Annotated in this window: 5 protein-coding genes; all 5 read right to left on the reverse strand. The window is 40.7% G+C overall.

Features of this window, described 5'->3' with window-relative positions:
- Positions 1-8 precede the first annotated feature (8 nt).
- From JMN32_RS23700 to JMN32_RS23720, 5 genes are read right to left on the reverse strand one after another with little or no spacing between them, the layout of a single operon-like run.
- Positions 9-9107, reverse strand: a complete 9099-nt coding sequence (locus JMN32_RS23700; RefSeq protein WP_202858869.1) for a non-ribosomal peptide synthetase — start codon at positions 9105-9107, stop codon at positions 9-11.
- Positions 9108-9158: 51 nt separating this feature from the next.
- Positions 9159-10769 carry an MBL fold metallo-hydrolase gene (locus JMN32_RS23705; RefSeq protein WP_202858870.1) on the reverse strand — a complete coding sequence of 537 codons (1611 nt, stop codon included), beginning with the start codon at positions 10767-10769 and terminating at the stop codon, positions 9159-9161.
- Positions 10762-11481 carry a thioesterase II family protein gene (locus JMN32_RS23710; RefSeq protein ID WP_202858871.1) on the reverse strand — a complete coding sequence of 240 codons (720 nt, stop codon included), beginning with the start codon at positions 11479-11481 and terminating at the stop codon, positions 10762-10764. The genes JMN32_RS23705 and JMN32_RS23710 overlap by 8 nt, the downstream gene beginning before the upstream one ends.
- A 46-nt stretch (positions 11482-11527) precedes the next feature.
- A complete protein-coding gene (locus JMN32_RS23715; protein ID WP_202858872.1) occupies positions 11528-13168 on the reverse strand; it encodes an ATP-binding cassette domain-containing protein in 1641 nt (546 codons plus the stop codon).
- Between the two features lie 22 nt (positions 13169-13190).
- Positions 13191-16286: a non-ribosomal peptide synthetase gene (locus JMN32_RS23720; protein ID WP_202858873.1), complete on the reverse strand. Its 3096-nt coding sequence runs from the start codon at positions 16284-16286 to the stop codon at positions 13191-13193.
- Between the last annotated feature and the right edge of the window lie 882 nt (positions 16287-17168).

The raw sequence follows: 17168 nt of genomic DNA on the forward strand, positions 1-17168 counted from the left end.
AAATTTCATTATCTGTTAAAACCGGTTAGCATCTGGTGGGCTTCCTGTGCCCCCATCATCTTCATGGATTTTATAGGTTTGTCAATATCAGCTACTACTGATGTCAGCAGTGTCTTATAGTGGTCAAACATTCTTTTGATAGTATCTGGGTAGAACAGGTCTGAGCAATACTCCACTCTGAACTCTATTCCCTCAGGCTTATCCCTCAGGTCGTAAGTGATATCAAATTTGGATGTCACATTAGCTGCCACCTCGCTAGTAAGGGATAGGTCCGCAAGCTTCAGATCAGGTACGTCTGGAGTGTTTTGCAAAACAAACATGGTCTGGATCAAAGGATTACCGACACTTTTCCGCTTTCCAACTACTGTCTCTATAACTTTTTCAAAAGGGGCATCCTGATATTCATAGGCCTTCAAAGTGCTGTCCTTAACACGTTCCATGTAGTCTCTGAAAGTCAGCGTTTTCTCTAGTTGAGTCCGTATTACTATTGCATTTACAAAAAAGCCTATCAGTGGCTCTACCTCTTTTCTTGTTCTGTTGGCTATGGCCACGCCAATGGCCAGATCAGTTTCTCTGGTGTATTTGTACATCATGACTTTGAATACACTCAGCATAGTCATAAAGAGGGTTGCACCCTGCTCCAGAGATACTCTCTTCAATTGTTCACTTAATTCCTTATCCAAGTAGAAATATTGAGTATCTCCACGAGTACTTTGAACGGTAGGTCTTGGCATATCAGTTGGCAGGTATATAGGCTTTAGACCGTGTAATTGCTCTTTCCAATATCCCAGGAGGTCATCCAGATACTCCCCTTTAAAGTACTTGTTCTGCCAAATTGAATAGTCTGCATATTGTATCGACAGGTTTGGTAAATCAACAGGTTGCCCGCTATAGCCACTGTCATATATCTTCACCAGTTCATCTACAAAGATTCCTATAGACCAGCCATCGAAAGCGATATGATGAAAAACTACAACAAGTGTATGATCCTCAGCACCTCTTTTCATAATATCCGCTCGCACCATAAAATCATGGGCCAGGTCAAAAGGAACATTCACCTGCATATTGATGAACTCTTCATATTCCTCCCGGGTCTGCTCTCCGTTAATCTCGGAAGTACTGATCGTCCAGTCTTCGCTATTCAGAAAATGCTGTCCGACTTCATCCTCTTCTCTGAATACTGTTCTTAGTACACTGTGTCTTTCAATAATTTGCCTAAAGGCTGATTCAAGCAGGTCGATATTCAAAGGGCCTTTGATATTGAACACCCAAGGCATATTGTACTGTACACTTCCCTGAAGGTTATCAATAAAATGCAGCCTCTCCTGTGCGAAAGATAAGGGCACAAAATCTTTATCCGGCTCAACAGAAATAGCAGGCAAATCATTGTCCGAAAGCTCATCTTTAATATGGGCGCTAAGCTCTCCAATAGTTGGATAAAGGAACAAATCCCAAAGCCTGATCTTGATACCGATTGTTTTACTAATAGTTGAAACCACCCTGGTAGCCAGGAGCGAATGCCCTCCAAGCTCAAAGAAATTATCATTAATACCTATTTGGCTTTTAACCAGAAGCTCCTTCCATATGGTTACCAAGTCCTGCTGAAGTTTGTTTTCTGGAGCACAATATTGTGTTGGGCTTAGTTCATCTCCCGTTTTTATAGTACTCAGAAACTGTTTATCTGACTTGCCATGACGGGTAAGTGGTATTTCCTTAATGGTGATAATTTCTGCCGGAACCATATACTCAGGCAGTTGTCCCTGAAGCAGTTCTTTTACTTTTTTCTGAAGTTCCAGGTTTATATTCGCAAATAATGGCGAGCTCCATAAATCCTTCTTTTGGTTTGCTCCTGAAGACATAAAGCCATTATCTACATAACCCTCTATAGGATTCACAGATAGTAGAAGATCTATTTTTAAGGGGTCTTCATTTAAAAGTAACTTATAATGGCGACCTCTGGCATGAGCCATTCTTAGCAGGTCGGCAACAAGCTGCTCCTCTTCAGATAAGAATTGCTCCAGGTGTTGCTGAATATCTATTACCGTATGGATCTCGTCAGAATCAATAGCTTCTAAAAACAACCTTTCTTTGGTCAGCCTTGGGTTAGGCACATCTTTGATCGCTATTAGTGGTTGTTTCAAGGTCGATTCAAAATCGCCTTTCTGTCTCCATTCACTCCAGTTTTGCCAGGTCGGTTTTATCTCCTCTTTCTCCTGAAGGTGAATAATTACGGTATAGCGATAAAGGTTTAGTTCATTGACTTCATCTCCCCTTTTCCAGAATGCTTCAATAAATCGGATCTCTGGGAATCTGTCTTTCATACCTGCAAAATACCGTGGCGAAATACAAAGCTCTTCTTCATTCCAAACTGCCTGATTGAGGAGCCAGCAATACTCGCGTTTATCCATCCCGCCTTGATAGTTGCCCAGTGTTAGCCTTCCTTTAAATGGTTTCAAGAGTCTGTTATCACGGATATCTCCTATGATAAGTCTTCCCTGTCCATTGAGCTTTTCTATAGATTTCTCAATAACCTCAGTCAGGTAGCTTTCAGTCGGGAAGTATTGTATGATCGAATTCAGTATAACCGTATCAACGCTATCGACAGGCACCTCACCTACTTCATGAGCCGAGCATACATGAAACTCATTGCTACCATATTCTCTAAGTCCCTTATCGATCCTGTTCTGTATTTGTCTCACCGATGAACCTGAAAAGTCCGTACCGATGTACTTGTTAACTTTACCGGCCAATGCATAAAAGATCAGTCCTGTACCTGAGCCTATTTCCATTACATTTTGAGGCCGCTCATGGAAGATGACTTCTGAAATATCATCCAGCCACTCTCTCATCTGATGCGCAGGTATGGGCTCTCCTGTAAAGCTGTCATTCCATCCGATAATGTTGAACTCTTCATCTACAGCAGAGTCATTTTCTGTTTTTCCATATTCTGAGTCATACAGGTTCTTCCAACTTTCTACCTGACTTTGCTGAAGTTGGTTTTCCAGAAGTTGCACTTCCTTTTTCTCCGGTACAATGTACGAGAAGATTCTATGCGCTCCTCCGGTTCCTTCCACGGTCACCACACAACTATTCGATACTTCATCAAGCAGGTTTAATGTATTCTCTATCTCACCCAATTCAATACGATGGCCTCTGATCTTCACCTGGCTATCGTACCTACCTATATATTGCAGGTTGCCATCCGCTCGCCAGCGCACCAGGTCTCCTGTTTTGTATAATTGTGATGTTCTACCCTCAAATTCGTTGGCCATAAAGCGCTCCTTCGTCAACTCAGGCTTATTATGATAGCCCATGCTTACCCCACTGCCACCAACATATAGCTCGCCAATTACACCTACCGGAACAAGGTTAAGGTTGGGGTCCAATACATAAGCGGCTCTACCCGACAAAGGCCTGCCTATAGGGATGTTCTCCTGTTGATAGTCTGCCGGTATCTCGTAGGTTAGTGAAAACGTAGTGTTTTCAGTAGGGCCGTAACCGTTGACAATACTCAACTGAGGGTAGGTTGATTTCACTTTATAAATATGTTCTTCTGAAAGTCTCTCTCCCCCGGCCATGACCAGGTCCAGCCCTTCAAGAACATCAATCTGGGTATCAACAATGTAGTTAAACCAACTTGCGGTAAACCACATTTTATTTACACTAAAACGTTGTATTTCCTTCTTAAGCAGCTCAATCACCAGGAGGTTATTTTCTGATGCCATGATCAGATGGCCTCCATTAAGCAGCATGCCCCAATATTCAAACGTTGAAGCATCAAATGATGGTGCTCCTGTGGATAGTAGGACATCCTTGTCAGAAAGCCTCGCATATGACTGACCTCTTACGAGACTGACAATGTTGTGATTGCTAACCATTACCCCTTTAGGGCGGCCGGTTGTTCCTGATGTGTATATGATATTAGCCAGATGCTCAGCATCCATATTAACACCCGGATTTTTACTATCACAAACTGATATTTCATCCTTCTGTTCGCTTTGATCAATTATGGTAATATCACTGTTGTACCCTTTGAGCTTACTTTTAAAACTCTTGTCTGTAATGATGATTTTAGCCTGTATATCATCTAAAAGGAAGTGTACTCTGCCTGCCGGTAGCTTAACATCAATCGGCACATAAGCTGCTCCTGATTTAAGTATGGCAATAATACCAATGATCAGGTCTGTTGAACGCTCGAGGGCAATGGCAACAGGCATTTCTTGTGAAACACCCTGATCAATCAGGTATGCACTTAATTTGTTGGCCTTTTCATTAAGCTCCCGGTATGTAAGCGTTTGATCGCCAAAACTCAAGGCAGGGTTTTCAGCGTATTGCTCTACTTGCTCTTCAAACAGGCTTATGATACTGCTACCCATCTCAGCAGGGTAGTTTTCTCCCTTGCTAAACTGCTCTATCAATACCTTTTGCTCCTCTGCCGGTATGATATCAAGCATGCCAATAGACTGCTCTCTGTTTTCTATAACGGAGGTCAGCAGTTTTTCATAATGGCTTATGAATCGGTTGACTGTATCCTCCTTAAACAGGTCCTCACAGTATCGGAACTCCAGTTTCAATTCTCCGTTGATCTCCTTGAGATCAAAAACAAAATCAAAAACTGCAGTTCTGTTCTTTAAAGGAATTTCTTCAACCACGACACCTTGTAAGTCAATTTGAGCAAGATCAGGGGTGTTTTGCAGGGCAAACATGATATTGAAAAGCGGTGTATTATCACTGTTTCGGGAGCCGACAACTTCCTCCACCACTTTCTCAAAAGGAGTATCCTGATTAGCATACGCTTCAAGAGTTACATTTTCTATCTGTTTTAAAAATGTCTTGAAGGACTGGCTTGCGTCTATCTGGCTTCTCAATGCCAGTGTATTGACAAAAAAACCAATCATATGCTCAAGTTTGCTGTGTCTCCTGCCTGCAAGCGGGATACCTACACAAATATCATTGACCGTGGTATACTTATTAATCAATACTTTGAAGGCAGCAATCAGCACCATGAAAAGCGTTACTTGCTCCTCTTTGCAAATTGCCCTTAATCCCTGAATTGTAGCCTCAGAAAAAGTGTGTTTAACAATGGCTCCCTTGTGACTTTTGGTTTCACCTCTGGGATAGTCTGTCAGCAACATTACGGGCTCCACGTCAGCCAATTGTTCTTTCCAGTAGTTCAGTTGATCATCAATTTCTTTGGAAAGAAGCTCTCTCTGCCACCAGGCGTAATCTGCATACTGCACTTCCAGGTCTTCACTTTCCAGAGGTAGTCCTTTTGCCATGCTATTATAGATACGCATCAGTTCATCCAACATTACAGAGAGTGACCACCCATCAGATGCGATGTGGTGCATAACTACCACCAATATATATTTTGATGTTTCCTGTCTGATGAGTGTGGCTCTGAGCATATAATCGCCGGACAGATCAAAGGGCTCATCAATTAATGATCGTATACTCTCCTCTGTCGACTGATCCGCGGATTGTGTATTCATAGCAAGGCTCCACCCTGCCTCACCCATCACTTGCTGATAGCCAACACCTTCTACTTCAATAATTTTGGTCCGAAGTACTTCATGCCTCTTAAGAATACTTTTGAATGCAAACTCAAGTATTTCCGTATCAAGGGTCTCTCCCAACTGGAATACTGCCGGCATGTGGTATTGAATACTGCCGTGGAGCTTATGAATAAACCATAACCGCTCCTGCGCATATGACAATGGCATTTTGTCCTGACGCTCTACCGCCTGAATATCCGACAACACTGTTTTCTTCTCTCCGCCCTTGATCAATTGGGCTATTGAAGCAATGGTCGGCGACAGAAAAATATCTTTAACGCTAATTTCTACCTGTAATTCATTCCTCAAGGACGAAGCCATCCTGGTAACGAGTAATGAGTGTCCTCCTAACTCGAAAAAGTTGTCATAGACACTAATATTCTCCTTATTAAGAAGTCTCTCCCATATGTTTAGGATTCCGGCTTCGGTCTCGTTACGAGGCGATATAACTGTTTTTGCTCCCTCTGTTTCCTTAATTGTGTTTAAAAGTACCGCTTTGTCTATTTTGCCATTAGTAGTTAAGGGCATTTCTTCCACAGCGTGAACAGCAGCCGGTAACATATAGGCTGGCAGCTTCCTTCCCAGATAACTTAGGGTACCATCCTTGCTGTAGCCATCAGTAACCACTACAAACCCATGAAGCGTCCGAGTGTCCGGGTCATCTTCCTTCAAAAGTACAACTGCCTGGGACACACCAGGTGCATCATTTAAAACGCCCTCAATTTCACCTATCTCAATACGATATCCTCTTATTTTGACCTGATTATCAGCACGACCAATATATTCAATGTCTCCACTATGTAGCCTTCTGCCCAGATCACCTGATTTGTATAGCCTACCGGCTCCAAAAGGGTTAGTTACAAATCGTTCAAGAGTTAAGGCTTCACGGTTTAGATATCCCCTGCCCACGCCGTAGCCTCCTACATAAATCTCTCCTACAACTCCATCCGGAGCAAAATTCATATTCTTATCCAGAATATAAACAGAGGTAGTAGGTATGGCTCGACCAATATTGCTGCTATGGGACAGTAGGTCTTCCTGCGTAAGTTTCTTGAAGGTTACATGAACAGTGGTTTCGGTGATACCATACATGTTTACCAATGAACAATCTGGGTACTGTTTACTCCAACCCTTCAACCTTTGCGGGTCTAATGCTTCCCCACCAAAAATCACATACCTTACATTCAGTCCCCCCGGATTTTGTAGTTCACTCTCCTGAAGAGAATAAAATGCAGATGGCGTTTGGTTGAGTACCGTTACTTGTTCCTCTCTCAACAATTTAAGAAACAGTACAGGGTCAAGTGTTTGTTCTTTGTTCACTATAACCAACTTCCCGCCTGTCAGTAAAGCACCAAATATCTCCCAAACGGAAAAGTCAAATGCAGTAGAATGAAACAGGGTCCAACTGTCTTTTTCATTAAAGTCAAACAAGGGTTTATCGACCTGTATCAGCCTTACAACATTAACATGTTCTATCAATACTCCCTTAGGCTTACCGGTTGAGCCTGAAGTATAAATAACATAAGCCAGGCTATCCGGACCACTAATATTCGCCAGAGGTTCATTCGTGTATTGTTGACCATTGAAACTATCGACTTCAATGACCTGATATTGATCCGGTTTAAATAAGTCTTTCGTACCCGAAGCAGCTAAAACCAAAGTGGCTTTGGTATCTTCAAGTATATAATCTATTCTATCTGAAGGATAGGCCGGGTTTATGGGCACATACCCACCCCCTGCTTTTAAAATGGCAAGAATGCTGATGATAAACTCAGCAGAGCTCTCCATACAAACGGGTACAAGTTGTTCTGGCTTTAATCCGCTTTCCAGCAAGTACCTTCCCAGCTGGCTGGATTTTTCATCCAAATCACTATATGTTAATTCCTTGCCCTGGTCGTTAATGGCAATGTATTTAGGGTAAGCCTGCACTTGCCTGTAGAACAGGTCAATAATGGTACAATCCTCAGGATAACCTGAAGGAGAATACCCTTGCTCCACCAGATTTGCTGTGGTGGCACCATCAATTATAGTTAACTGATCTAATGTTTTGCTATCGTCACTGAGTACTTCTTTCAGCAATGTAAGGAAGCTCTCCACTATACTTGCAGCAGTCTCTTGCTTGTACAGATCTTTGTTATAGATCAGCCGAAGCTCTATTTCTTCGTCGTTTTCGAAAACGTTAAATTCCAGATCAAAACGAGCTGTATGGTGAGTGCTCTCAACCTGCTGCAAAGCCATACCTCCAAGATCCATCTCGCCATTGGCAAGTTTACTCTGCATTACAAATATGATCTGAAAAAGAGGATTTCTGCTTACATCACGCTGACCTCCAAATGCCTCCACTATTTTCTCCAAAGGTAAATCCCGGTTCCCCAAAGCATTGGTCATCGTTTGGCGAACCTTCATTAACAGGGTACTGAAATTATCGGAACCGTCTAACTGAGTACGTATCGGTAGCGTATTGACAAAAAAGCCTATGAGTTTGTCAAGACCTTTCCGGTTTCTTATATCAACCGGGCTTCCAACACATACATCACCATTATCTGTATACCGGTATATCAAAGCTTTGAATACAGCCAGCATCATAGTTGATGCTGTCACCTGTTGATTACGACAGTAGGATACTACGGCATTGAATATATCATTTGAAAGTGTATGTTTTTCAACGGCACCATTGACATTTTGCATTGAAGATCGTGCAAAGTCAGTTGGAAACTCAAGCGGAGTGAGTCCGCGTAGGTTTTCTTTCCAAAACTGCAGCTGTCCCTCAAAGGCAGCCTCCTCAACACTACGGTTTTGCCATATGGCGAAATCAGCATACTGAGCTTCAGGTGCTGGCATAATACCCACATCAGCACTGGTATAATGCTGGTAAAAACTTTGAAGTTCCTGAACCAAAATAGAAGCAGAAAGCCCATCAAAAACCATATGGTGAACGATGACCATGAGCCTGAAGCTCATAGGTGCTCTCTCAATAAGTACTGCTCTTATCAGCCAGTCATCATACAAATTGATTGGCTTTGATAGCTGATCTTCAATAAAGGCCTCTAAGTCCTGCCCTTTGGCAACTATCTCATCTTCATTATAATGCTCAAGAGCCCATTCACTGATGGGCCTGAGCTCTTGTCTACAGGTTTCACCGTCTTCAACTATGGCTGTCCGCAATACCTCATGCCTGGCAATAATTTGTTCAAAAGACTTGTCTAATGCATCCTGGTCAAGTGTTCCGTGAATATCAAACAACCAATGCATGTAATAATGTCTGCTTCCCTGCAACTGGTCTATGAACCACAGACTTTTTTGAGCAAATGACAGTGGAACAGGGAGTCCCGGCTCCCTATCCACTTGAAACAATGCAATATCTTCTTTTTCTCTTTCTCTCAAGTAAGCTGTGACCTCGTCAAGATTGGACTTTATCCGATCTACAAGCTGACGATCAACCTTCACCTCTTTAGGCACTCTGAGCCTAAGCTTACCCTGATCAAAAAAGAATTTAAATCCGTTGTATTCTGCTTCGTTTACTAAGCTGGCAACTGGGGTATTTTTATTCATATGACGATGGATATCCTGCTTTTAATGCTAAAAATTTATTTCAACCCTGATTTAAAATACCATTTCACGTTCGTAGAGAAGTTCCTTTTCTCCATATAACCTCTCTGCTGTTTTACCCTGCTCCTGGCATATCTTCACCATTCTATCTGATTGAATAATAGGGTTAGATTCAGCAGTATAGCTGGTACTGGTTATAAACTCGATCCATGGCTCTTGTCCCATAGCGTATACATAAACTTCCGATGGGTTAAAGATGTCGACCACTGACATACCTCTCTGGCAATCTGAACCTGACAGACGTCTGGTATTATCCTGATCTCTTGGTAGTTTACTGGTAAGTAAAGGTCCGTATAACCAGGTAAGCGGCGCACCATCACACTCCATACCGAGGAACATCACATCAATATCTCCTACCTGCTTGTGAATGTGCTCATAAAGTTTGGCTTCCATTATACGGGAGTCCGCGAGGAACATTAGTTTAAACTCTCCAATTTGAACGAGGTAGCAAAGCTTACAGTTGATATTCATATCGCTATGCTCTCCGGTGAATGGCACACCTGTAACAGTGATCTCTTCGTAGTCTACAGTACCCATTTCATCAAGCTCAACAACGTCTTCGAAACCTATTTTCTTAAACATCAGCCCAAGCTCAGGATCTTCTAGCTTTCCTCCTCTTGTTTTAGGTACTATTACCTTACCAATTTTGTGTCTAAGGGGAAGCAACGTTTCAAATAGGATATGATCCTGGTGGTTATGCGTGATGATCACATAATCAATGAAATCAGGAAGGTCAGCATCAGAGAAGTGCTCTACGTCAGAGTGGTATCCGTAATAGCTGATCAAAGGATCTACCAAAATGCTGATCTCTTTTGTTTCAATCAGTATACAGGCGTGCCCGAAGTAACGCATTCTGATTTTATCACCATCATACTTCTGATAAGTAGGATGTGCATCTTCAGAGAAGAAGGTCTCAAATAGCGCCTCCTGCTCAGGCTTGATGTTCAATAATTTTTTGATCTCATCCAGGTCTCCTCCGTTTCTCTTCATTTTCGCCAGTTCGTCGATAGCCTTATTAGCAAAAGGTATCTCAAGGTGAAGTATGTTTTCATCATCAAGCCTTGGAGTACTTAAGCAAAACGGACGGTGGTCGTTGTTAGTGATCCATAAGGCTAGGCTTTGAGCTGAATCATCATAAAACTCACTGTTATATAATAGCGATTCGAAGAACCTGAAACCAGGGTTTCCATATCGGTCGTAATACAACTCCACATAACCTTTCAAAATATCCGGAACCCTCTCATACAGTGCTTCCAACCCATATCCTTTGGCTTCCTCATTCAACATTCTGTCCAGTTCTGCCACGGCATTTCTAAAAGCGATCATGTTGCTCCTTTTCTCCTCTGTCTCCTGCTTGAGTTTCTTTACATCCTCAATTCTACTTTCAGGGATGTCCATAAACGGACCTCCAAGTAATTTAGGATTACCTATTGCCTCGGCATGCAGCTCAGGCGCAGCCAAATAAGATTCTATAATTTCGAGATGTCTCCCTACGATATTCATTGCCGCTGTTGCCGGAGATATCAGATGACTCCACGCATACCACCTGTCAACAAGTGGTTCGAATACAACATTAGGCTTCAAATACACTTTTTTCTTATCCATAATAATTAGTTGATTGTTTTGTCGATACTCTTTCTCTTATTGTATTAATAATTGTGCTTACATGATCAAAAATGAAGAAATGATGCCCCTCCATTTTCATATATTCTACCGGGAAAACTGTTTCATCGCCCCATAACTTAACTTCCTGCTCATCGAAAGGCTCACGGGTTCCATTCATCACTGTAATAGGAATGTTCAAGGGTTGTCTTTTTTTATAAGCATAGCTTTCCACTGCCTTAAAATCTGCTCTAATGATCGGCTCATAAAAATCAAAGAACTCATCATTATTCAGTATCTCCTCAGGCATACCGTTAAGGTCTTTGAGAATTTTTAAAAGCTCGTCTTTGGGCAGGTTATGCCAGTTTCGCACTGTCCTGCTGAAAGCTGCCGGGCCTGTTGCGCCACTAACAAAGAGGTGAGCTGGCTGTGGTAATCCTGCATTCATCAGGAAATGTACCAGTTCAAACCCCACTGTAGCTCCCATACTGTGCCCATAAACTACATAGTCTTCATTACCTATTAGAGCCTTTGCCTGAGGTAGAAGGTTATGCGCAATTGCAACCGTCTCTGAAAGGAGTGGCTCTCTCATCCTACCTCCACGGCCAGGATAATCGAGCGTCACAACGTCTATACCCTCGCAGTTATAGTCCTCAAACTCCTTAAATGAATATTTACTGCCGCCCGCAAACGGAAGGCAAATAACCTTTGTCATTTTAAGTACCGTTAATTTTTAATTCCTAAATAATAATTCCTTAGAGCTAGCAGTCATAGCTCAACTCCTGATTCCTGATATCTTCGGCTACACCACCATTCTTAAACTTGATGATCCTGTCAGCTTTGGCGTAATGCTCATCATCATGTGTAATTGCCAAAAGCATCCTTCCGCTCGATTTGATATCAAAGATCCATTGACTGTAAAATTCATTCTTATTAAAAGGATCTTGTTCAGCAGCCCACTCATCAAGTATCACCATTGATTTTTCTTCAAGCAGGCTCAGGATCAGGGCTGTTCTTTTTTGCTGACCTTTCGACAGGTTAACATCTATCTTGTTACTGTCAACTTTAAAAACCTTCTCCAGATTCTTTTTCTTCACTAACCTGTGGAGTTCTGTATTAGCTTCGCTTAGATCATGCTCATCATAGTTATGCCTAAACAGGTGATGATCTGAGAAAATAACGGACATATTGTTACAAAACTGGGCATACTGCTGCCAGTCAATTTCATTGTCATCGATAAATATCCTGCCACTATCAGGTCTATACAGACCCGTTAGAATATTAATGAAGGTAGTTTTGCCACTCCCGTTCCCTCCTGTAATAAAGGTTATCTCATTTCTATTCAGTGTTAACTCCGGTATTCGCAGTGTAAATGCACCTTGTTCGTTACCCCCATATTGATATGAGATATTCTCAAATCGTATGGTTTGAAAACTGTCATGAACTGTTTTTTCTAATATCGGTTTAGCATCAACAATAAGCAGTTTTTCGATTCTGTTAATCCTGTTGATGGCAATTTTAAAACGATTATAGCTGGGAATAAATGTCATTACTTTGCCCAAAGGAGCAATTAAGAAGATAATGGTAGTAACCAGGGTAGTAACCTGTATTATGGTAATACCCAATAACCAAGGTAATATAAATATCACTACACCCAAAAGTAAGAACCAGCTGTAGGTACCAAAAAGCTCATTAATAGCATATTTTTGATACAGTCTGGTCTTTATTTGCTTCGTATCATTTCTGTTCCTGAGCAGATGCTTATTGTAAATGGCATTATTTCTTATGCCTGAGATCTTAATTTGCCTGAATGCCATCAAAAACTCCCTGAGGTGTCCATAATATTCATCCTGAAGATCTCTAACCTCCTCCATGTTTTGAGCATTCTTACTATCGTTTACGATATATATCACCAGGAAAAGAATCATTAAAACGAATAAAAACACTCCGCTCATCGGAGAAGTGAAGAAGATATAGACCAACGCACACACTATGGTGATCACAGCCGTAAATACATTGATTATAGCCCCTGGTATATTACTCACAATTTGCGTATCAGCAAAGGCAGAGTATAACTTCTCATAGCCCAGCTTCTCAAAAGATGCATAGGTGGCCTTTCTTACTTTTTGAATAATAGAAAGTTCCATTTCACACATTATTTCATTGGTGATGCTTACCAATGACCTCTGGAAGTATGCCGAAGTCGCAAAAGAAACGACTAAAAGCCCAATGAAAGAGGCAATGTAGTTGACATTAAAATGTTCACCAGTATATTGTTGCCTGATTATATCATTGATCAAAATCAGCAAGCCAATATTGGCAACACTGCTGATGATACTAACTACATAGACAATGGCATAAAAATACCGTGACCTTGATTTAAATAAATCCAGTAATTTCATTTACGTTTCTCGTATTTTTCAGCTAATCGAGATCTATATACTCAAAATGCTGATCTTCATATTGTGTTATAAACTGAGCTAACCCTTTTATGGTTGGATGTGAATAGAATTGATTCAGGCTAACATCTAGTTCCAAAACCTCATTAATTTTATTCAATACCATAGTAGCTACTAATGAATTGCCCCCTATATGAAAGAAGTTGTCAGTGGTACTGATATCTTTCATATGAATGAACTCTTCCCATATATCCTTTATCAATTGTTCATTTTTAGTAGATGGCTGATGCCTTGTTCCAGACTCTGCAACGGTATTCTTCAGATAATGCTTCCTAAGCTTTCTCCTATCGGTTTTCCCTTGTATGGTTAAGGGGATATCATATACCTCAATATAGTATGAAGGTATCATATGCTCCGGAAGATGGAGCTCCAGAAACTCCCTCAACACCTCAATATCCAAGCTTCTCTTGTTTATCAAAGTATAATAGCAAACCAAGGCCTTCTTTTCAGCCTCATGGGTATGGTCTATCACTACTTCTTCAACAGAGTCGTATGATTTGATAGCATCGGTGATCTCGTTAACATCGACTCTCATACCTCGAATCTTCAGTTGGTCATCTGACCGGCCAGTATACTCGATTTCCCCTACACTGTTTAGCTTTCCGATATCACCTGTTTTGTATAGCTCAGTTCCTGGCTGAAAGGGATTTTCAACAAAACTTGCCCTGGTCGCATCAGGATTATTGATATATCCTTTTGCCAAACCAACACCTCCAATATAAATGTCCCCCTCTATACCAATGGGCTGCCAGTTCATGTACTTATCTAAAATGTAAACACTGGTATTGGCCACTGGTCTCCCTATCGGAATCGTAGATCCGGCCGGTACTACTTTATGGTATGTACAGCAAACGGTAGCCTCGGTAGGTCCATAAGTATTGTAAACATCAACCCCGTTTTGGAGATATCCTTTAAAGTGATCAGGCTGCAGTACGTCTCCTCCACTGATAACTGTCCTTAAGCTAGAAAAATCAGGTTTATCTCCCAGCATTTTCAATACCAGCGGTGTAGTACTTAAAATGGTCACCTTTTCTTCTTCAATAGTCTTTTGCATGAGCTGAACATCTCTTCTTTCTTCAAGAATATGCACTCTGCCACCTGTAATAAGTATAGGGAATATTTCCTCTACCGAGGTATCAAAACTTACCGAAGCCTGCTGCAAAACCACATCATCCGGCATTAAAGAAAAGAAACTTTTGAAGTACTGGATATAATTTCCCACGGCCTTATGTGAAACAGCCACTCCCTTCGGATTTCCGGTGGAACCAGAGGTATGCAAAATATAGCAGGTATCTTCCGGGTCGTATTGCACTTGAGGCAATTCAGGAGCTTCCGTTTGCCCGGCAACTATGTCCTCCAGGTTTACACTACGAACCGTCTCCACCTGCACCCTGGTTGCCTTACTGACTATCAACAAGTCGCATCCAATATTTTTGAAAAACCTTTCAGATCGCTGAGCGGGGTTACCCGGTTCAACAGGAGTATATGTCACCTTTGACATCATACAACCTATCATTCCAATAACCATCATCTCATTTCTAGGCAGCACCAACCCTACTACACTCTCCTTTTTCACAGACTCAGACAAATAAGATGCTAGCTTTAAAGCCTGATTATTGACCTCCGCATAGGTGAAAGCATGGTTAGCTGTACTTACCACGAGCCTATTAGGGTAGGTTTCAACTGTTTTCTGCCATAGAGGAATAAAGTGATCATCATTCCATTCAATAACCGGTCCCTTACAAAACCTATCTATGGTTAGATATTCCTCATGGTCGATTAATTGAACCTCTTTGCATGGACGAGCATTCTCAGTCAACAGCTCATCTATTAAAACAGAAATACCTGATGATGCAGACCGAATGTCATCTTCTGCGAGGTATTCACTGTTATAAACAAATTTGATATCCAGACCGTCATCATTATAATCTCTGATATAAACAGACAGAGGATCATTTTCAGCCTTATTACCCAAGGCGAAGGCCTTACTTTCCACATCTCCTAACTTCTGACTAAACTCAAAATGTTCATAAGACACTCTTAAATGATACAGGGGAGCATGGCTCCCTACGCCCAAGTCCATCACCAGATTACCAAACTGATACTGTTGATGCTTCAATGCTCTGAGTACTTTCTTTTTAACCCATGAAATGGTATCGAGCATACTTTGGCTAAGATCTGGCGTCAATGGTAAACAAATTAAATTCATAAAGGCACCAGCAGTATTTTTATACTGTCTGTTAGATCTGTTTGATATAGGAAGTGCAAAAGTGATAGCCTCTTTCCCACGAGTACGACAAAAATACACCAGAAATAAGCCTATGACTATATGAAATAATGAAACCTTATGAGATATGGAGAATTGGATCAATTGATTTTTTACCTCTTCACTCACAGGCATAGTGAATACCTTTGAAGGCAAACCTGTTTTATTATTGTGCAGAGATTTCTCAAAAAGTCCTTCAGGAATAGTCCTAAATTCATTTTCCCAAAATTCCTGATCTTGTTTAAACTTATCAGATGCGTGGTAATTTTCCTCCTTAAGTGCGTAATCACTATACCTGAAACGAAAATGATCTGGCTGATCATCACTATTGTAAAATGAAGCCACTTCATTCAACAATAACATAAATGTCCACCCGTCAGCAATGAGGTGGTGCATTTTTGAGTACCAGATGAACCTATTGGCAGATAGCCTGAAGAACAAAAACTTAAATAAATAAGAGCCTTCGACATCAAAAGGTGTAGCAAAGTCCTGCTTCATAACGGATAATGCCGACTCTTCAGGGCTAAGGTCATTTGAAAAATCTATAACATTAAGGGCAAAATCTTCTGAAGCATCTCCCAGCTCATAACACACTCCACCATTTATCTTTTTAAAAATAGCCGAGTAAACTTCTTGGGATATTAATATTTTTTTAATTGCAGCTTTAAAGCGCTCTAAATCCAAATTTCCCCGTAAAGTAACATAGCCACCAATATTGTATTTATGAGGACTGGAAATACTTTGGTCCAGCCAAATCAATCGTTGGGTAAGGGTAGGTTTACGGTTTTTTATCATTTATAGGAAAAAATAGAAGAATTGCGCATATTATCGTAACTTGTATGGCTCTTCACAAAAAGTTCTAAACTGATTATAATATTAACAGCTAATTAATTTCACTCGAATATCGATCTTTTTATTCTAATTCCAAAAAACAATTTATTTAACTCAATTAAATTGCTAAGAAGAAAAATCACCTTAAAAATATTAGAAAAATTATATTTTAATTCATGCCGTTTATTTGCTGAAATGCATAAAAGGTTAAGGCATCAGCGTCAGCAACTTTACTTATGCTTCATTCATGTTTTACCCATGATCCTGTATTTCCAAGGAAGATGTTTAAGAAAATATATTGTATAACGTAGCGTCGATTAAAAAAGTGTATCGAAGGGTCATTTTGACCCTAACAATTTGTTTATTAGGCAGATATAAATCATTAAAGATATCCCCTCACAAGAGGATCAATATTTATTTTAATTTATACACATATTAAATATAATTTAAAAATAAATTCAAAATAAAATAAAATATTTAATATAAATAAAACTAATTTAAGTAAATAAAATAACCAAGATTCTTTCTCTTTGACCTGATACTCTGATTCGGATATTTGATTGCGAGTGTCTTTCTTTCCTCTTCAATAAATTGCATCTGCTTTGGGGTATCAGGACCCCAGCAGTTTGTAAGAGCATTTAAGCGATGGACAGGTTGCAATGTTCGCGCTGCCATATTGGAATTAAATGCGACATCGTCCAATGAAGTAGTGTTCAGGTAAGAATTAGCTAGCAGTGATTAATACTTTGCATTTCCAGGAGCCTGTATAATCGCCTGCTATAAGCAGTGCATCAATCCGCTTTAAGGGCATAAGCCTGTAGTGCATGGTACACACTTTCAAATGTT

Origin of the sequence: Fulvivirga marina, from assembly GCF_016775155.1 — a bacterium.
GTDB lineage: Bacteria > Bacteroidota > Bacteroidia > Cytophagales > Cyclobacteriaceae > Fulvivirga > Fulvivirga marina.